19 protein-coding genes are annotated in these 18,501 nt (G+C 32.2%); 10 read left to right on the top strand and 9 right to left on the bottom strand.

Annotated elements, in window-relative coordinates; genetic code table 11:
* Positions 1–10: 10 nt before the first annotated feature.
* Together BUC09_RS14625 and BUC09_RS04815 are read right to left on the bottom strand one after the other, a co-directional pair.
* The gene (locus BUC09_RS14625; protein WP_159432936.1) at positions 11–190 is read right to left on the bottom strand and encodes an META domain-containing protein; all 180 of its coding nucleotides are present in this window, start codon (positions 188–190) and stop codon (positions 11–13) included.
* A 327-nt stretch (positions 191–517) separates the two neighbouring features.
* Positions 518–1,219: a gasdermin gene (locus tag BUC09_RS04815; RefSeq protein WP_073309237.1), complete on the bottom strand. Its 702-nt coding sequence runs from the start codon at positions 1,217–1,219 to the stop codon at positions 518–520.
* A gap of 500 nt (positions 1,220–1,719) precedes the next feature.
* Here BUC09_RS04815 and BUC09_RS04810 point away from each other — a divergent pair, with 500 nt between their 5' ends.
* The 10 genes from BUC09_RS04810 to BUC09_RS04765 all read left to right on the top strand — a co-directional run bounded on the left by BUC09_RS04810 (position 1,720) and on the right by BUC09_RS04765 (position 8,747).
* Positions 1,720–2,172, top strand: a complete 453-nt coding sequence (locus tag BUC09_RS04810) for an Hsp20/alpha crystallin family protein (RefSeq protein WP_073309235.1) — start codon at positions 1,720–1,722, stop codon at positions 2,170–2,172.
* A 187-nt stretch (positions 2,173–2,359) separates the two neighbouring features.
* Complete coding sequence (locus BUC09_RS04805; RefSeq protein WP_073309233.1) at positions 2,360–2,641, top strand: hypothetical protein; 282 nt, start codon at positions 2,360–2,362, stop codon at positions 2,639–2,641.
* A 196-nt stretch (positions 2,642–2,837) separates the two neighbouring features.
* Complete coding sequence (ruvX, locus tag BUC09_RS04800; protein WP_073309231.1) at positions 2,838–3,254, top strand: Holliday junction resolvase RuvX; 417 nt, start codon at positions 2,838–2,840, stop codon at positions 3,252–3,254.
* A 95-nt stretch (positions 3,255–3,349) separates the two neighbouring features.
* Entirely contained in the window at positions 3,350–4,846 is a 1,497-nt protein-coding gene (locus tag BUC09_RS04795) for a malate:quinone oxidoreductase (RefSeq protein WP_073309229.1), read from the top strand.
* A gap of 117 nt (positions 4,847–4,963) precedes the next feature.
* Positions 4,964–5,554 (top strand): peptide deformylase, encoded by a 591-nt coding sequence (gene def / locus BUC09_RS04790; RefSeq protein ID WP_073309227.1) that lies wholly within the window; start codon positions 4,964–4,966, stop codon positions 5,552–5,554.
* A gap of 24 nt (positions 5,555–5,578) precedes the next feature.
* Positions 5,579–6,064, top strand: coding sequence for a DUF5606 family protein (locus tag BUC09_RS04785; protein WP_073309224.1), 486 nt, complete (start codon positions 5,579–5,581; stop codon positions 6,062–6,064).
* 111 nt (positions 6,065–6,175) lie between these two features.
* Positions 6,176–6,949 carry a nucleoside triphosphate pyrophosphohydrolase gene (mazG, locus tag BUC09_RS04780; RefSeq protein ID WP_073309222.1) on the top strand — a complete coding sequence of 258 codons (774 nt, stop codon included), beginning with the start codon at positions 6,176–6,178 and terminating at the stop codon, positions 6,947–6,949.
* Positions 6,950–6,958: 9 nt separating this feature from the next.
* A complete protein-coding gene (locus BUC09_RS04775; protein ID WP_073310366.1) occupies positions 6,959–7,753 on the top strand; it encodes an alpha/beta hydrolase in 795 nt (264 codons plus the stop codon).
* Positions 7,750–8,052, top strand: coding sequence for an antibiotic biosynthesis monooxygenase family protein (locus BUC09_RS04770; RefSeq protein ID WP_143161869.1), 303 nt, complete (start codon positions 7,750–7,752; stop codon positions 8,050–8,052). The genes BUC09_RS04775 and BUC09_RS04770 overlap by 4 nt, the downstream gene beginning before the upstream one ends.
* Positions 8,053–8,081: 29 nt before the next feature.
* Positions 8,082–8,747 (top strand): hypothetical protein, encoded by a 666-nt coding sequence (locus BUC09_RS04765; protein WP_084127105.1) that lies wholly within the window; start codon positions 8,082–8,084, stop codon positions 8,745–8,747.
* A gap of 50 nt (positions 8,748–8,797) precedes the next feature.
* On the opposite strand, the gene BUC09_RS04760 is transcribed toward BUC09_RS04765, so the two are convergent.
* From BUC09_RS04760 to BUC09_RS04730, 7 genes are all read right to left on the bottom strand, one after another.
* A complete protein-coding gene (locus BUC09_RS04760; protein WP_073309218.1) occupies positions 8,798–10,663 on the bottom strand; it encodes a DUF349 domain-containing protein in 1,866 nt (621 codons plus the stop codon).
* Between the two features lie 207 nt (positions 10,664–10,870).
* A complete protein-coding gene (locus tag BUC09_RS04755) occupies positions 10,871–11,608 on the bottom strand; it encodes a shikimate dehydrogenase family protein (RefSeq protein WP_073309216.1) in 738 nt (245 codons plus the stop codon).
* Positions 11,583–12,077, bottom strand: coding sequence for an energy transducer TonB (locus tag BUC09_RS04750; protein WP_073309214.1), 495 nt, complete (start codon positions 12,075–12,077; stop codon positions 11,583–11,585). The genes BUC09_RS04755 and BUC09_RS04750 overlap by 26 nt, the downstream gene beginning before the upstream one ends.
* Complete coding sequence (locus tag BUC09_RS04745; RefSeq protein ID WP_073310363.1) at positions 12,077–13,471, bottom strand: tetratricopeptide repeat protein; 1,395 nt, start codon at positions 13,469–13,471, stop codon at positions 12,077–12,079. Before BUC09_RS04745 ends, BUC09_RS04750 begins: the two co-directional genes overlap by 1 nt.
* A gap of 156 nt (positions 13,472–13,627) precedes the next feature.
* On the bottom strand, positions 13,628–14,815 hold the full coding sequence (locus BUC09_RS04740) for an aspartate aminotransferase family protein (protein WP_073309212.1): 1,188 nt from the start codon (positions 14,813–14,815) through the stop codon (positions 13,628–13,630).
* A gap of 68 nt (positions 14,816–14,883) precedes the next feature.
* Complete coding sequence (locus BUC09_RS04735; RefSeq protein WP_073309211.1) at positions 14,884–16,572, bottom strand: OstA-like protein; 1,689 nt, start codon at positions 16,570–16,572, stop codon at positions 14,884–14,886.
* Positions 16,573–16,650: 78 nt separating this feature from the next.
* Positions 16,651–18,471: a chloride channel protein gene (locus tag BUC09_RS04730; RefSeq protein ID WP_073309209.1), complete on the bottom strand. Its 1,821-nt coding sequence runs from the start codon at positions 18,469–18,471 to the stop codon at positions 16,651–16,653.
* Between the last annotated feature and the right edge of the window lie 30 nt (positions 18,472–18,501).

Below are 18,501 nucleotides of genomic sequence, written 5' to 3'. Positions count from 1 at the left end.
ATTAGTAATATCAGTCCCAATCTGCGGCAATAAACTTCATTTGCAACTCTTTTTCATGGTATAAATAAAGAAAATGACCTTCTATTTTATAATGTGTTGTTTTCCTTAATGTTGCTAAAAAATCATTTTCAAGATTTCCTGGACAAAACATACGAGTACTTATAAAAATCAGAGAATATGACTTTTTCATCATCAGAAAATTTAGCTTTCAATCTTATCGTATTGCAGCCCATGTAAGCAGAACCTGATTCGGGATTATTCTCCCCTTGAATATTTGTAAGATTTAATGTTGCTTTCTTTTCAGTGAGGAGTTCTTTGCTATAATCTTTAAATGTAACCAACATCCATTGTCTCTTATAATTTGTTATGTTTTTTTGAGAACCACAACTAATAAGTAGAGCGTAAATAAAAACTGTAAGCAACAGTGAAATGTATTTGGTTGTCTTCATTGTGGATTATAGCTTGAAAATAAAATTATGAAGTTTTAGTCTGATACGGAAAATAGTAAATTTTAAATTTAGAATATATTTCTATCATCTGTAACCAAGGTAAGTTTTTTAAAAATACTTCGGTCAAATTTTATGCGACTTGCTTTTACTGCAATAGGGAAAAAGTTGTTTCCTCCCGAAACCATTTTTAAGGTGTTGCTATCTTTTGCTGTAAAATCAATTTTGCCGTCTGCTATGTTGTTAAGTTTAGCAATTAAAGAGACATCGATGGTAAAATCTGTTTCTATTTCTACAACAAGATTTTTGGCAAAAACAGTTCCAGTAATAATTAAGATATTGTCTTTATTAGCGTTTTTTAGTAATTGGGGATTGGGGTGTACAAAATCTGCTGCTGATAAATAACTTTCAATATTCCCTATGGCGTACTCTTTTGTAATCGAATTGTCGTAACTAATTACCACTTTTTTCCCAGTCTTAACCGCTGCCGAAATTTCTACAGCTCCTAGTCCTAGTGAACTCAGTATTTCCTCTAGTAAAGTAATCCCAATATTAAAACCATATTCGTTAGTGTTAGATGTATTAACTGATAATGCCTGATTTTCGATTTCTGTCAATACTTCTTCACTTTTAAACGCATGTTTTAAGGTAGCATAATACAATTCTGCTTCACTAAAAGCTTTTTTAACCCACAATTGTAAAGGTTTGTGATTGCGTATTGGTCCTTCAATCAAGTCATACCCTTGGTCGCTTAAATACTTGGTAAGTTTCATAATTTTAGTTTTGTACGAATATACATATAATGACTATAAAAAAGTAAAGTGAATTATAAAATTAATAAATTGAAAATACTTTTGTTAATGAGTGTCCAATCAGCTATTCGATCTTGTTTAGCCTTTATATATGACTAATCTGAAACTTACATCTTTTTATAACTATAATGATCCTCAGTATATACTAAAATTTATTTTTTGTTTAAAAAGCTATTCAACCTAATCTCAATAGTATAACATTTGGATTATCTTTCTAGGGTTTTGATTGAAAATAAAAAGATGAACACGTTATGTTGCTTCCATCCCTATATTAGAATGCCGTTAATTTTAAAAACATGTCTTAACTTACTCTCATATAATAAATGACATTTTTTCATTTTTGAATCTGAAAAAATGTCATTTTAATAGATTGGCACAATTTTCGTTTTTTTATTTGATGTCTCTGGTAACAGAGTTAACGTTCATAAAATTAATGTCTAACAATTTTAAAGTAAACAGTTATGAATCTAATTAAAAGAAACGAAAGTCAAATACCTGGCTTTCCACGTATGTTTTTTGATGACATCTTTGGCCGTGAGCTTTTCAATTGGGAAAACACCAATTTTTCATCTACAAGCACTACTTTGCCATCGGTAAACATCAAAGAAAAAGCCGACAGTTACGAAGTAGAAGTAGCTGCCCCTGGGATGGACAAAAATGATTTCAATGTCACCTTAGACGGAAATCTATTAACTATCTCGTCTGTAAAACAACAAAATGAAATTACAGAGGAATTAAACTTTACACGTAGGGAGTTTAGCTATCAATCTTTTCAACGTAGCTTTGAGTTGCCTAAAAATGTGGTCGATGATGAGCACATTACTGCACGCTATGAAAATGGCCTGTTGCTTTTAACTGTTCCAAAAAAAGAGGAAGCTAAGCAGAAGCCACCAAGAATGATTGAGATTTCTTAATCACGGTTCTTTCACAGTCAAGCATAAAAAGCTGTCCAAGTGGACAGCTTTTCGATTGTAAAAAATTCTTTTATTCATAGCAATTATTTTCAGAGATGTATGCGCTGTTCATTGTTGTTTCGGAGCTTGAGAAAATAATAATCATTTTTTAATGTTTACCAGTACATGATATTTAAAAACGAAAAAAATGGAAAGTTTATATTATATATCGGTCAATATTAAAGCGGTTTCAGGGATAGATTCCTATGCGACTTATAGTTTAGGAGAGGATAAAGAAAAGGCTATAGCCATCTTTAATCTACTCAAGGGTTCTTCTAACATATCTGAACATTCTGTTTTGACCATGGATTTTACTGAAATGAGAGATGGAATCCCATTTCCTATCACCATGTTAGATTGTACCTTTCAGGAAGTAGTTTATAATACTAAAGTTATAACCCGTGAAATATTTAAAAATCTTAATCTTTAACTTTTAATCACTTTTGTAATGGTTACTCATTATTAATAGTTTTATAATTTTTAACTTAATTAATCATCTATAATCAGATAGTGTGGATTTACTTCGTTAATTTGTTTCGCTTGGGTTTAATTCGTGCTTACCGTCTATTTCGAAAAAATCTAACAAAAATCACTAATAAGATTTACCTTTGCTAAAACAAAATAATATGCCAAGAATACTAGCATTAGATTACGGAATGAAGCGCACAGGAATTGCGGTTACTGATGAACTGCAAATTATTGCTTCGGGTTTAGAAACGGTTCCTTCAGAAAAACTTATTCCTTTTTTGAAAGAATATTTTTCAAAAGAACAAGTAATTAAAGTACTTATTGGTGAACCAAAACAAATGAATGGTATGCCATCTGAAAGTGCTCCAATCATTGAAGCTTTTGTTATAAAATTTAAAGAAAATTTTCCTGAAATACAAGTAGTTAGGGTAGATGAGCGATTTACTTCAAAAATAGCTGTTCAAACTATGATTGATAGTGGTTTAAAAAAGAAACAACGTCAAAATAAAGCGTTAATTGATGAAATTTCGGCAACAATAATGCTAAGAGATTATCTTTCTCGAAAAATGATATAGGTTTTTTTGTTAATATCTAAAATTCGATTAAAGGGTTGAAAATTAAGATAAATTTTGCATTTTTTGATAGTATCTTTGTGGCACAATTCTAAGAAATGACAACAACAACACAAAAAATCGAAACAGATGTAGTACTAATTGGAGCTGGAATTATGAGCGCCACGTTAGGCTTACTTCTAAAAGAATTACAACCTGATTTAAAAATCGAAATATTTGAGCGATTAGATGTCGCTGCTGCAGAAAGTTCAGATGCTTGGAACAATGCAGGAACCGGTCATGCCGCTTTTTGCGAGTTAAATTATACTCCTGAGCTAGAAGATGGTTCTGTTGATGTAAAAAAGGCGGTTAAAATTTCAGAATCGTTTGAAGTTTCTCGTCAGTTTTGGGCATATCTTGTTGAAAAAAACGTACTTCAAAATCCAGAAAATTTTATAAAAAGCGTTCCGCATCTTAGCTTTGTTTGGGGTGATGAGAATGTAGAATACCTAAGAAAACGTTTTAACGAACTTCAAAAATTTCATTTGTTTAAAGAAATGGAATTTACTGATGATGCCAATCAAATTAAAGAATGGGCGCCTTTAGTAATGGAAGGTCGTAAAACCAAAGACAAAATTGCAGCAACGACCATGAAATATGGTACCGATGTTAATTTTGGAGCATTAACTCGCAGTATTTTTAAATACCTAGAAACGCTTGATGGAGTTACGGTTCATTTTAACCATGAAGTTTCTTCGCTTAAGAAAAGAGATACTGGTATCTGGAGAATTAAAGTGAAAGATTTAGCTTCTGGTGAAAAGAAAAAAGTATATACACCTTTCGTATTTATTGGAGCAGGAGGAGGATCATTGTTACTTTTAGAAAAAGCCAATATCCCTGAAGGAGAAGGTTACGGAGGATTCCCAGTAAGTGGTCAGTGGTTAAAATGTACAAATCCAGAGGTTATTAAAAAACACGCAGCGAAAGTATATGGAAAAGCTTCTGTTGGAGCACCACCTATGTCGGTTCCGCATATTGATACCAGAATGATTGATGGTGAAAAAGCATTACTTTTTGGACCTTATGCAGGTTTTTCGACTAAGTTTTTAAAAAATGGTTCGTACTTCGATTTAATCAAATCAATAGAATTAGACAATATAAAACCAATGTTGGGAGCTGGAATGAAAAATATTCCGTTAACCAAGTATTTAATCGAACAGGTTTTCCAGTCGTCAAATGATAGAATGAAAGCTTTGAAAGAGTATGTTCCTTCGGCTAAAAAAGAAGATTGGGTTCTAGAAACTGCTGGACAACGTGTTCAGGTAATCAAAAAAGACAAGGACGGAAATGGAGTACTTGAATTTGGTACCGAAGTTGTTGCTGCTCATGATGGTTCTCTTGCAGTATTGCTTGGAGCTTCGCCAGGAGCATCTACAGCTACTTCGATTATGATTGAGTTGTTGGATAAGTGTTTCCCTGAGAAAATGAAATCTGAAGCTTGGCAAAATAAACTTAAAAACATGATTCCGTCATACGGGCAAAGTCTGTGTCAGAATACCAAATTGTGTGACCAAGTAAGAAAAAAAACAAATGAAGTATTAAAATTGAAAGTATAAAGCAATTTTAATTACTTTTGCACTCTAAATTAAATGCGTTAAGGATAGAAGCAAGGTGCCGTGCACCGCGAATAGCCTGACCACGCCCAGGCGTGGGAACGCCCAAATTGAAGTAGAATGATTTATCCAATTGTTGGTTATGGCGATCCTGTTTTAAGAAAAGTAGGGGAAGATATAGCTAAAGATTATCCTAATTTAAGCGATGTAATTGCTAATATGTACGACACGATGTACAATGCGTGTGGTGTTGGTTTGGCTGCACCTCAGGTAGGTTTGGCAATTCGTTTATTTATTGTAGATACAGAGCCTTTTAGTGATAGTGATGATTTAGCTAAAGAAGAAGCAGAACAATTAAAGGGTTTTAAAAAGACTTTCATAAACGCCAAAATTCTTAAAGAAGAAGGTGAAGAATGGGCTTTTAACGAAGGTTGTTTAAGTATTCCAGATGTAAGAGAAGATGTGTATCGTCACGAAAAAATTACTATTGAATACTACGACGAAAACTTTAACAAGCAAACTGATGTTTACGACGGATTGATTGCAAGAGTTATTCAGCACGAGTATGATCATATTGAAGGAGTTTTGTTTACAGATAAAATATCGTCACTAAAAAAGACGTTAATTAAGAAGAAACTTCAAAATATAATGGACGGAAAAGCAAGACCAGATTATAGAATGCGTTTTGCTGGGCCAAAAAAAGGAAGATAAACTAACAAATAAGATATATAAAAAATGAATTTAGAGAGAATTTTAGCGATTTCTGGTAAACCAGGATTGTACTCATTAAAATTGCAAACAAGAACTGGGTTTGTTGCTGAATCATTAGTAGATGGAAAGAAAATCACAGTAGGTTTACGTAGTAATGTAAGTTTATTGTCTGAAATATCTATGTATACTTACAATGAAGAGAAACCGCTAGTTGAGGTAATGAAATCTATTGCTGCTAAAGAAAATAATGGACCAGCACCTCAATTAAAAGATGATAAAGCTGCTTTGACTGCTTATTTTTCTGAAGTATTACCAGATTACGATCAAGATAGAGTATACGCATCAGATATTAAAAAGGTTTTAAACTGGTATAACATTTTACAATCTAAAGGTTTAATCGTTGTAGAAGAAGAGAAAAAAGCTCCTAAAAAAACTGCAAAAGCAAAAACGGAAGAAACTGCAATTGAAGAAAAGCCTAAAAAAGCAAAAGCTACTAAAACTAAAGAGTAATCGAAGTTTTAACATAATTATAAGTCCTGCAAGTGATATTCATTTGCAGGATTTCTTATTTTTACAAACAAGAGACCTTAGGTCAAAACCTTACGAAGTAAAACTACTTTTATGAATTCACGCCAACAACAGCTTGATGCTTTTAAGAGATTGTTAGATATAATGGACGATTTACGCGAAAAGTGTCCGTGGGATAAAAAGCAAACCTTACAATCTCTTCGTCATCTTACTATTGAGGAGACGTATGAGTTAGGAGATGCTATTTTAGATAACAATCTTGAAGAAGTAAAGAAAGAGCTTGGTGATTTGTTACTTCATATTGTTTTTTATGCCAAAATAGGAAGTGAGTCTAATAGTTTTGATATGGCCGATGTGGCCAATGATATTTGTGAGAAACTAATTCATCGTCATCCTCATATTTATGGTGATGTAGTAGTCGAAAATGAAGAAGAAGTAAAACAAAACTGGGAAAAGCTCAAACTTAAGGAAGGAAAACAGTCAGTGCTTGAAGGAGTTCCAACAAGTTTGCCAGCAATGGTAAAGGCAAGTAGAATTCAGGATAAGGTTAAAGGAGTAGGTTTTGATTGGGAAGAACCACATCAGGTTTGGGAAAAAGTACAAGAAGAATTGCAGGAACTTCAAGATGAGGTTAAAACCAATGATCAAGACAAGATAGAGGCCGAATTTGGCGATGTTTTATTTTCAATGATTAATTATGCTAGATTTTTAAAAGTAAATCCTGAAGATGCTTTAGAAAGAACCAATAAAAAATTTATAAAACGATTTACCTATTTAGAACAAAAAGCCAAAGATTTAGGTAAAAATCTTTCTGAAATGACATTAGCAGAAATGGATGTATTTTGGGATGAAGCAAAGAAAATGTAAATGATCGCCATGAAAAAAAATATACTAGCCTTTTTTCTTTTTTTTAGCCTTTTAGCTTCTGCACAAAAGGATTTTGTTTTGGGTAAAATAGAAACTATTCAATCCAAAGTTTTAAACGAAGAGCGAATCCTCAATGTTTACTTGCCAGCAGAATATGATGCAACAAAAGAGTATCCAGTTATTTATCTTTTAGACGGTTCAGCTAATGAAGATTTTATTCATATTGCTGGTTTGCTTCAATATGGAAACTATGAATGGATAAATATGGTTTCTAAATCCATATTAGTTGGAATTGAAAATGTTGATAGAAAAAGAGACTTTACATTTCCTACCACAATAGAAAAAGATAAAAAGGATTTTCCTACCACTGGTGAGTCAGCAAAATTTATTTCGTTTATTGAAAATGAACTTCAGCCTTTTATTGAAGCTAAATATAAGACAACCAGTAGTAAAACTATTATTGGGCAATCATTGGGAGGACTTTTAGCAACAGAAATATTGTATAAAAAGCCAACTCTTTTTTCGAATTATATTATCATAAGTCCCAGTATTTGGTGGGATAATCAATCTGTGTTTAAATTAACTCCTGAGTTTTCAAAACCGACTTTTAATCAGAAAACCAAAGTTTTTATTGGTGTAGGTAAAGAAGGGAAGGTTATGGAAAATGATGCTAAAAAGTTATTTGAGATAGCTTCAAAACATAAAAAAGGTATAGAAAGTCATTTCAAATATTTTGGTGAATCGAATCACGGCGATATTTTACACATGGCCGTTTATAGAGCATTTCAAACTTTAAAAATATGAAGCCTCCGTATTACGCAGTAATATTTACGTCTGTTAGAACAAATGTAGAACAAGGTTATGCTGAAATGTCAAATCTTATGGTTGATATGGCTAAACAACAAGAAGGTTTTTTAGGAGTCGAATCGGCTCGTAATGAAATTGGAATAACTGTTTCATATTGGAAAGATTTGGAATCTATTAAAAATTGGAAAAATAATGTAGATCATTTGCAAGCACAACGTATGGGAAAACAAAAATGGTATGAGTCCTATAAGGTGAGAATTGCTCTTGTTGAAAGAGAATATGATTTCGAAGTATAAATTGGAATAATTTTTGATAAATTTAGATTGTGAAAAAAGTAATAGTTTTATTGTTATTGTTGCCAATTGTAGGCTTTGCTCAAGAAGTAAAGCCAATAAAATCTATTGCTATCCCCAGAACTGATACACCATTACCAGATAAAAAGCCAGAAGATCAAACAGAAGCCCCTCAATATTCTATTTCTAAGCCTTTTGAGCCCAAAATGTTTAAATCTCCTAAAAAGGTATATGAAGCACCACAACTTGAGAATCAAATAGGAATGGGTAACCAACCTAAAAGTGATTTAAAACCAGGTATTAATTTTGAAAAGAAACTAAATAAGCCTTTTCAGCCTGAAGATGACGCAAAAGTTTATAGAGGGAATCAGTTTTTAGGTGATTTTAAAACAAAATCAGGTTCTGCTAAAATTGTTTATAGAGACCATGAGTTTGTGGATGGTGATTTAATAAGAATTTGGGTTAATGGGGCTGTAGTTGTTGATTATGTTTATTTAGAAGGTTCTTTTGGTAAATTGGATCTAGGATTGGTTAAAGGAATTAATAAAGTCGAATTTGAGGCTTTAAATCAAGGTTCGTCAGGGCCAAATACAGCAGAGTTTAGAGTGTATGATGATAACGGGGGAATTATTTCATCTAATAAATGGAATTTAGCCACTGGCTTTAAAGCTTCAATTATCATAGTGAGGGAAGAATAAGAAAATAAATATAAAATAAAAAAGCCTAGCATATGCTAGGCTTTTTTATTTTACAAATTTCTAATTTGTTTAAGTTTCTCTTTCCAAGTGGCTAATTCTTCTTTGTGACGCTCAATGTTTTTGTTGATTTCAACAAGCATTGGATTGTCTTTTTTAGCATTTGCAAAGAACTGAATATTGTTCTCTAACTGGAAAATTTCTTTTTGTACTTCTTCAATTTTACGTTGAATAAAGATTTTTTCATTATCCAAACCTCTTGAATTATTCGAGTCAGTTAATTGTTCGATACGATTGTTAAAACGCATCATTTCTGCGTCTTTTTTGCTCATACTTAACTTTTCAAATAAGGCATCAAGTATTTTATTGAATTTTCCTTCGATGTGTCTTCTTGCAAAAGGAACTTTTCCAAAACTTTTCCAATTTTCGATGTGTTTTTTTATTCCATCTAAATCAGTTTTGTGATCACCAGAAAATTCAAAAAGACGAACGGTTTCTAGGTATTCTTTTTTCTTTTCGAAAGCTTCAATTTCTACAGCTTCATTTTCATTTTTTACAGCATGAAGTCTATCAAAGTAATGATTACAAGCCGCTTTAAAATCGGCCCAAACAGCATCCGAAAATTTGCGTGGTACATGACCAATCTGTTTCCATTCTTCTTGAATTTTCTTCATGATTGGTGTGGTGTTTGCAAAGTCATCACTATCTTGTAATTCTCTTGCGCGAGCAACTAAAGCATTCTTTTTGTCAAGATTTGTTTGTTGTTCCTTTTTGATGTCTTTGTAAAACGAATTTTTATGAGCATTAAAATTGCGAACAGCATTTTTAAACTCACTCCAAGTTTGTTCATTTACATCAGCAGGTACTTTTCCTGTAGAAAAGAACTCTTGACGTAAGGCCTCTATTTTATTAATTTGAGCTTGCCAACCTGAATGTACTTCTACATGTTCTGTAGCAATAGCTTCTATAGCAGCAATAATTTCTTTTTTCTTAGCAAGATTTTGCAGTTCTATTTCATGTTGTTGAGCAAACAAACCTTCACGTTTTTCGTGCATTTGTTTGGTTACTTCACTGAATTTATGCCAAATTTCTTCGCGTCTTTCTCTAGAAACTGGTCCTATTTCTTCTTTCCAGATTTTGTGTAAAGATTGAAGTTCTCTAAAAGCTTTGAAAACATCTTGTTCTTTTAATAACTCTTCTGCACGACTTATTATTTTTAGTTTTAAATCTAAATTGTGCTTGAAGTCAAGATCTCTAGCTTCTCTGTCAAGATGTAAATAGTCGTAAAAGTTTTCTACATGGAAATGATAATTATTCCATACGTGATTGTATTTATCTTTTGGTATTGCTCCGGCATTTTTCCAACGCTCACGTAAATCATTGAACTTTTTTAGATTATCACCAATGTTTTCACTTGGGTTAATCAAAGTTTTTAGTTCTTCAATTAAAGCTAATCTATTTTGCAAATTCTCTTTTAGCTTTGATTCTAAGCTTTTAAAGTGATTGTTTTTTTTAGCTTTAAAATTGTTGTATAAAGAATCAAATTTTGATTTTAAAGGGAAGTGGTATTCAAACTCTTCGCTTGAATCATGATTTTCATGAAGAAATTCTTCTTTTTTCTCTTCAATAAAATGATTGTATTTAGCTAAAAATGCAGTTTTTATTTCTTCAACATGATTTTTTATGGCTAAAATATTGTCATTAGCTACCAAGTGTTCAAGTTCGACTACTAACTTGTCCATGTCCATTGCTTCATAATCGAGCATAGGTAAGTCATGGCTGTCTTCTGTCGAATGATGTTCGCTAGCTTCAGCATTTAAGTTTTCTATGGTTTCAATAGCTTCATTTGCAATATTTTGCGTTGTAGCTTCTGTTTTTCCGTCTGCGTGAAGCAGGTTGTCGTGTTGTTCTTCTTGCATATCGCAGGATATTACTGTTTAATTAATTAACGCCGAAGTTACTAAAAAGCGTATAAAATCAAAAGTAAAAACTGGTATAAAGATGCATAAATCGGTTAAAATGATTTAAGATCATTATTTTTTTGGAGCTTTATCCAGCTGTACACTATATCTTTTTGGTAACTTCGAGAGCCTCAGTCACCAAAAAGGATGCCGTTTCCATCTGGGCTAGGAATTCCAAATTTGCCAAGCTTTTTCGGCTTGTAAAACTAACATTTCATAACCGTTTTTAATTGTTGCTCCTTTAGTTTGAGCTTTTGTTAAGAAATTAGTTCGTTCTGGATTATAAATTAAATCGTACGCAATATGGTTTGAAGTAAAGTATTGATATGGAATATCAGGACAATTTTCAATATTGGGAAAAGTACCAAGTGGTGTACAATTAATAATGATTTGATGTTCTTGAAATATTTCTTTTGATAAATCATTGTAACTAATAGTTGTTGAAGTCCTATTTCTTGAAACGTATACAAACTCTATTTCTAATTGGCCTAAACCATAAGCAATTGCTTTTGCTGCTCCTCCTGTACCAAGAATCAGTGCTTTTTTATGATATGATTTAAGTAAAGGTTTTAACGATTCTGTAAAGCCAAAATAATCTGTATTGTGACCAATCAATTTCCCGTCAGGAGATATTTTAATGGTATTTACAGCGCCAATTTCTTTAGCATTGTCTGATAAGCTATTAAGAAGCGGAATCACATCTTGTTTGTAAGGAATGGTAACATTCAGACCAATTAAGTCAGGATTGTTTTTTAAAATTCCAGAAAACTCATTTATAGACTGTATGTCAAAGTTTTCATAACTGAAATTATTTAAAATTCCGTCGTTCTTGAATTTTTCGGCAAAGTAACTTCTAGAAAAAGAATAACTAATATTTTTACCTAGTAACCCCAGTTTCTTCATTAGGTGTGTTGGCTTTAATGTCAATTTCTATGGGAACAAGATATTTTGTTCTTACTGGTTTTTTATTTCTTGTAGCCGGTTTCCATTTTTTTAGAGATTGAATGGTTTTAACTGCTTCAGAACCTAATTGCTGAACGTTTCTTAAAATTTTAATATGTGATAATGAACCATCTTTTTCAATAACAAATTCAATTAGAATTTTCCCTTTTACATCTTCGGTAACTGAAGGATTAAAAGCAATATTAAAATCTTCGTCAAATTTGACAGCACCTTCTGAATATTCAGGAGTAGAGTCTAGTAAGTTCGCGTTTTTAGGATAATCATAAACATGATTTTCACCAAAAACAGGCTCAACTTTCACAATCTGACTACCTTCTTTGGATTGCTTGTTTGTTTTAGTATTATTTTTGGATTGACTTAATACTATTATTGGAAACAAAAAGAGGGTTAAAAAAAATATTTTCTTCATTATTTCTTGTATTTCTTTATTGTTTCTTGAACAATTTTTGTGTCCAGGATACCAGGAAAAAGTTCGTTTAGTAAGAATCTATTGTTATAGTTTATGCGCAATCCATTGTTAAGATGGAATAATGCTTTTTCGGTTTCGTTTAGCATTAAATGAAATCCTGCTAATCGATACTCAATTTCATTTTCATCAGGAAAAAAATCACAAGCTTGTAAAAGCGTTTGTATTGCTGCATCAAATTCTCCTAAATAATGTAGAATATTAACCCAGTACAACCATGTTTCAAGTTCAGTATCTCCAAATTCAACTGCTTTTCGATAACCATATTCGGCCTCTTCAAATAAGTTTAAAGCTTTATTTATGGATGCAAAACGTTTCCAGTAAAAGCGGTTTTCACCATCTATAGCAATTGCTTTGTTTGCAAAGTATAGTGCTTTTTGGAAATCATTGTGTTTGAAATGATAATCTGTTATAGCAATCCAGCCTTTATCTAATAATGGATCTTCGTGTACTGTTTGATTGTAATATTTTAAGGCTTCTTGATCATTACCAAGCTTCTCGTAACATTTACCAATACGTAATAATGCATACGAAGTAGGATCTTCTAGACGAATAGTTTCGTTGTAATTAAAAATAGCCTCTTCATATCGTTTTAAACGCTCTAATGATTTTGCTTTTTCCATGAATGCTCCCATAAATTGGTCGTCAATTAATGTTGCATAATCAAAAGCTATGTAAGCATCTTGGTAATTTTTGATGGTATAATTTAATCTACCTAACTGGTGCCAAGCAATTTCAGTATATGGATTTTTGTCAATATACTGGGTTAAGAACTCAATAGCTTCATCATATTGCTCTAAAAATTCAAAACAATAAATTACATTGTAAAGACTTGATTGTTCTTCAGGTTCTTCTTCAAGGCATTTAATAAAATATTCTTTAGCAAGCTCTAGTTCATCCATGAAAAGGTATTCCATACCAATTAGGTTATGAACATCTGCATAATCATCTGTATATTTTAAAGCTATTTTAAGTAGTTCAACCGCCTTTTCGTGATTGTCTCTTTTTGAGAAAATATTAGCCTTTTGAATGTAAATTTCTTCATTTGTAGGCTCAATGGCGTAAAGTTCATTTAAAAGTTTTTCGGCTGTTTCTAGTTTGTCTTCAAAGACTAACATTTCTACTTGAACTAGTTTTAATCCTGTCGACTTTGGATGTTGTTCGAGTGCTAACTTAAGTGCCTTCTTGGCAAGACTCGGTTTTCCAATGTCCATGTAATGTAGTATGATATCCTCGAATTCTTCTGAATCAAAAAACAATACTTTGTTTGTTTTAAGCATTGATTCAAAACGTGATAAGGATAAATTTCTCTCTTCTTCTTCGTGACTCAAATGCATACTCATTGTTTTTAGAATTATCCTTAATAAAGTTAAGAAACCTTTTAACTTGTTGTTGGTATTGAAAATTGATTGTTGTGAACAATTTAATTAACAATTTTGCGCTGACAGTTATTGATTTTAATGGTTTTTATACTTTTTTGCTTATTATTAAAATTATAACTCGGCCATCACTTCATTCATAGCCTCAATAATAATGCCACATCCTTCTTTTATTTCATCATTTGACAAGGTTAATGGTGGAGTAATCCTTATAGCGCAGCCTTCGAAGAGTAACCAAAATAAAATAAGCCCTTTTTCTTGACATTTAAAGATTACTCGATTAGTAATATCAGGACTTTCTGTCATGGCAGCCAGCATTAAGCCTTCACCACGAACTTCTTTTATTAATGGGTGAACTAGTAGTTCTCTAAATAGCTTTTCTTTTTCAATACATTGAGGCATTAAATCGGTCTCTACTAACTCTTGTAATGTTGCTAAACAAGCTGCTGCGATAACGGGATGACCTCCAAATGTAGTAATATGTCCTAACTTCGGATCGTGACTCAATAAATCCATATATTCAGATTTTGCCATAAAAGCTCCCACAGGCATTCCACCGCCCATTCCTTTTCCCATCACGACAATATCTGGAACAACATTATAGTTTTGAAAGCCAAATAGTTTACCTGTACGACCAAAACCCGGTTGTATTTCATCTAAAATCATTAAAGCTCCAACTTCTTCACAGCGTTTTTTTACTTTTTGTAAAAAATTATCATGAGGTTGAATAAATCCAGCTCCTCCTTGAATTGTCTCAAGTATTATTCCTGCTGTTTTATCAGTTATTTTAAGTAAATCTTCTTCGTTGTTGAATGTGATAAAGTCGACGTCTGGAATTAATGGACGAAATATTTGTTTGCGTTCCTCAAATCCCATAACACTCATAGATCCCATGGTGTTTCCATGATATGCATTATAACACGAAATTAATTGGCTTCTTCCTGTTACACGACGTGCTAGTTTTAAAGCGCCTTCTGTTGCCTCTGTACCTGAATTAACTAAATATACTTTATCAAGTGGAGCAGGAGTGTTTTCTGCTAATAATTTGCATAACTGTACAGAAGGATCTTGTGCATATTCGCCATAAACCATCACGTGAGCATATTTGTCTAGTTGATTCACAATGGCTTCACGTACTCTAGGGTGTTGATGACCTAATGTACAAGCAGAAACACCAGCTACAAAGTCTAAATAAGCTTTTTCGTCAGTGTCGTAAATATAAGATCCTTTTGCATGCGAAACTTCCATTCCTAATGGGTATGGTGAGGTTTGTGCCTGATATTTATAGAAATCGTTTAGCATTGTTACTATGGTTATTTGTTAATGCGTGGATTTGTTTATTTAAAAATAAAGAAAATAGAATGAGTAAATTATTTTTTGCTCTTCGACTTTGGACTTTGGACTTTGGACTTTTCTGGCTTTTTAGGTTTATCATACTCCAAGGTTTCTTTTGAAGCTTCCATTGGAACATCTAACTCCATCATTTTTTTCTTTGTTTCATCTTGTACTTTCGCATCAATTTCTAGCTCTTCTTTAGGAAAGATGTCCGCTAATGAAAGTATTTGTTCATCGCCCCGCCAAATAAATCCTTTGAGTAATCGAGCATTTTCTGGAAGCTCATTTTCTGGGAGTATATCACCATCAACATTTGTGAAAAAAGTAATGGTTTCGATGGTATTGCCGTCTAAAATCATGTTGATTTTACTACTGACATTTTTATTGATTCCAATAAGCTCTTGTTTTTCATTTCTCATATAATAAATGACTTCGGTGTTTTTTACAACATCGACTTCATGAAGCTTATTATCTTTAAATTTACCATATAAATTTTGTCCTTTTACTTGGTTGTACCCATTGCCAATAGTATCTTTTGAAACTATAAAAGCATTGTTAAGAACTTTTAAAGAGTCTATTCGTTCTGATTTACTATCCGAAATTAAATGCATCAAATCACCAGTCATTTGGTTTTTGCCATTCCAAAAAATGGGTTTACCAATCATTTGTGTTAGTCCCTTTTTTTGATCATAATGTATAGAGTCACATTTGCCACTCATGTCTTTTTTGTAAAAGCGAGCATTGTTAAAACCTCTAATAATGCGTTCTTGGGGTTTCCCTGTTACAATTAATTTTTTAGCATGGAAATAGACAGAATCCTTTTCAAAAAGAGTGGTAACCAATGCTTTTTTTGTGATAAACATCGAATCTTTCTTTTTGTAAACTTCTGCATAGTGACCTTTAACAACAAAATTATTGATAGTATCAGTGATTTTTACATTGTTTTTTGCTCGAGCAAAATCTTCTTTTCTATCATAGTAAATATCATCACCTTCAATTAGTCGGTCTTTATAGACAATCTTTGATCCTTTCTGAAGTTTTCCTTCGTCTTTTTTAGTGTCGTAAAACCCTTTAGTGGTATGAATGGTATTACTGCTTGATGTAATGGTTGATGGGCCAAAAACATAAGCATGACCAGAGTTAGTATAATAGTCTAAATGATTAGTCTTAATCGTTTGCCTTGGATTGGTAACTGTTACAGCGGTTTGAAACTGAAATTTTTTTTGCGATAAGAAGTACTTTCCAGATTTACTAGTCAAAGTGTTTTCTGGATCAGTAATTGTGCCTTGTGAGTTGTAATATGCCATTTGAGAGTTACGATCAAAATTGATTGTATCTGTAACCAATGTCATTTTAGGATCACGCATTACTACATTACCTGTAGCATAAGCAAATTTTGTGTTTCCGTTGTATTCAGCGTATTTACTGGTCATCGTAAGCGTATCACCTTGAACCATGTTTACATTACCAAAAGCTTTAACAAAGTTGGCTTTAGTGAAGTGATATGCCTTATTACAAGTCATTCTAACCCCTTCATGTACAATACGTACGTTTCCAGTAAAAACTATAGCACCTGGAATTTCACTTTCTGAAATATCTAAAAAATCAGATCCTTCAATAATAACCTGTTTACTGTCTTTAGAGACAGGTTGTGTTTGAGACCAAAGTGTAGTTGCACTTAAAAAAATAGTAAAACAAATAAGTCTAAAATATGCTGTATTCAATGGATATATTTTTTGCCAAAATTAACTAAAATCCAATAACGACGAATTTTATTAAGAATAATTTATAAAAGCTGCTATTTATTCAATTACGATTTCTTTTAGCTTCTTTCGATAGGCTTCTAAAATGGTAACTTTTGATAAAAAACCTAAAAACTTTCCGTATCTAATTACAGGTAAGATATTTTTTCCAGAAGTTTCAAATTTTTCCATGATACTCTCAGCACCTTCGTCAAACTCTATTATCACTTCGGGTTGCTCAATTACATCTTTTATTGGAGTATATTTAACTTGGAATGAGTTAAAAATGAGTGGTCTAATTTTTTCAAAATCTATCAGACCAATTAAAGTTGATTTTTCATCTAACACGGGGTATATAGTGTGATTTTTTGATGAAAGTAATTCTACCAAGTTTTCTAAGTTGCTATTTAAAGTAAGTGGTTGTACATTGGTATCAATAAGGTTTAAAAAATCAATACTTTGAAGAATGTTTAAATCTTTATTACTCGTGAATACATCGCCTTTATCCGCTAACGATTTTACATCCATAGAGTGTTTTTCAAAACGTCTTGAAACTGCAAAACTGACTGATGATACAATCATTAAAGGAACCATCAAGCTATAACCACCTGTGATTTCACCAATTAGGAAGATAGCTGTAAGTGGAGCGTGAAATAAACCACTTAGTATTCCTGCCATTCCAACTATTGTAAAGTTTACAATAGGAAGATTAGAAGATATGCCTAAAAGTTCTATTGATTTTGATACAAAAAAACCTAAATAGGATCCCACAAATAAGGAAGGAGCAAAGTTACCACCATTACCACCACTTCCTAATGTAATTCCTGTGGCAATAGATTTAACTAAAGTGATAACTCCTATAAAAATTAGCAAAATCCATTCACTTGACATATATTTTTCAAGTAAAGTATTTTCTAAAAGACTTTCAGGATGTGATGACGATAATGTTTTTATACTTTCATAACCTTCTCCAAAAAGTGTTGGGAATAAAAAGATTAGACCTGCAAGTAATAACGAACCAAAAATGGCTTTTCGATAGGCTTTTTTGCTAAAATGATTAAAGTAATGTTCTACTTTTCTAAAAGTTCTAGCGTGATGTACAGATACAAATCCAGCTAAAAGGCCAAGCAAAATATAATAAGGTGTATTATGAAAATCAAAGTTTTGTTCGTCTCTAAATTTTAATAAAATATCATCACTCAATATCATTTGAGAAACTAGAGCACCAGTAGCAGCAGAAATCATAATAGGTATAAATGCTGAAATGGTTACATCTGTCAATACAACTTCTATGGCGAATAACACTCCGGCTATTGGTGCATTAAAAGCTGCTCCAATTCCCGCAGCAACACCACAGGCTAATAGTAAAATTCTATCTTTTTGTGAAAGCTTATACTTTTGAGCAAAGTTAGAACCAAATGCAGCTCCAGTGATAACAATTGGACTCTCAAGTCCTGCAGATCCACCTAAGCCTACTGTTAATGAGCTTGTGATGATTTGTGCATACATTTGTTTACGAGGTACTATACCTCTTTTTTTGGCAACGGCATGCAAAATGTTTGAACTTCCTTTTTCAATGGTTCCATCAAGAAAACGCTTGACCACAAAAACAGTCAAAAGTATTCCTATAATTGGTAAAATACTGTTTGAGTATGGGAGCTTTAAATATTTGTTTATATAATTTGCCCAAAGAAATACATTGTGAGCAAAACTTTTTAGAACAATTACTGCTAATGCACAAGAAATTGCTACTAATACACAAGAAAAATAAATGAAATTTCTCTCGGACAATAATTCTTTAATTACAAAAAAAAACGTTTCGAAACGTCTTGAAAATTTTCTTAGAACTAATAATAAATATGCTGAGACTCTATTGGGCATTTTTTTAATTTGTGGTTAACAAATATAGGC

The sequence above is a fragment of the Flavobacterium terrae genome, from assembly GCF_900142035.1.
Lineage (GTDB): Bacteria > Bacteroidota > Bacteroidia > Flavobacteriales > Flavobacteriaceae > Flavobacterium > Flavobacterium terrae.
The sequence above is the reverse complement of the archived record's forward strand: the minus strand, read 5'-3'. Positions and strand labels throughout refer to the sequence as shown.

Coding starts and splice junctions, on each gene's coding strand:
- BUC09_RS14625 (WP_159432936.1), bottom strand. CDS start 190: ATGAAAAAGTCATATTCTCTGATTTTTATAAGTACTCGTATGTTTTGT.
- BUC09_RS04815 (WP_073309237.1), bottom strand. CDS start 1,219: ATGAAACTTACCAAGTATTTAAGCGACCAAGGGTATGACTTGATTGAA.
- BUC09_RS04810 (WP_073309235.1), top strand. CDS start 1,720: ATGAATCTAATTAAAAGAAACGAAAGTCAAATACCTGGCTTTCCACGT.
- BUC09_RS04805 (WP_073309233.1), top strand. CDS start 2,360: ATGGAAAGTTTATATTATATATCGGTCAATATTAAAGCGGTTTCAGGG.
- ruvX (WP_073309231.1), top strand. CDS start 2,838: ATGCCAAGAATACTAGCATTAGATTACGGAATGAAGCGCACAGGAATT.
- BUC09_RS04795 (WP_073309229.1), top strand. CDS start 3,350: ATGACAACAACAACACAAAAAATCGAAACAGATGTAGTACTAATTGGA.
- def (WP_073309227.1), top strand. CDS start 4,964: ATGATTTATCCAATTGTTGGTTATGGCGATCCTGTTTTAAGAAAAGTA.
- BUC09_RS04785 (WP_073309224.1), top strand. CDS start 5,579: ATGAATTTAGAGAGAATTTTAGCGATTTCTGGTAAACCAGGATTGTAC.
- mazG (WP_073309222.1), top strand. CDS start 6,176: ATGAATTCACGCCAACAACAGCTTGATGCTTTTAAGAGATTGTTAGAT.
- BUC09_RS04775 (WP_073310366.1), top strand. CDS start 6,959: ATGAAAAAAAATATACTAGCCTTTTTTCTTTTTTTTAGCCTTTTAGCT.
- BUC09_RS04770 (WP_143161869.1), top strand. CDS start 7,750: ATGAAGCCTCCGTATTACGCAGTAATATTTACGTCTGTTAGAACAAAT.
- BUC09_RS04760 (WP_073309218.1), bottom strand. CDS start 10,663: ATGCAAGAAGAACAACACGACAACCTGCTTCACGCAGACGGAAAAACA.
- BUC09_RS04755 (WP_073309216.1), bottom strand. CDS start 11,608: ATGAAGAAACTGGGGTTACTAGGTAAAAATATTAGTTATTCTTTTTCT.
- BUC09_RS04750 (WP_073309214.1), bottom strand. CDS start 12,077: ATGAAGAAAATATTTTTTTTAACCCTCTTTTTGTTTCCAATAATAGTA.
- BUC09_RS04745 (WP_073310363.1), bottom strand. CDS start 13,471: ATGCATTTGAGTCACGAAGAAGAAGAGAGAAATTTATCCTTATCACGT.
- BUC09_RS04740 (WP_073309212.1), bottom strand. CDS start 14,815: ATGCTAAACGATTTCTATAAATATCAGGCACAAACCTCACCATACCCA.
- BUC09_RS04730 (WP_073309209.1), bottom strand. CDS start 18,471: ATGCCCAATAGAGTCTCAGCATATTTATTATTAGTTCTAAGAAAATTT.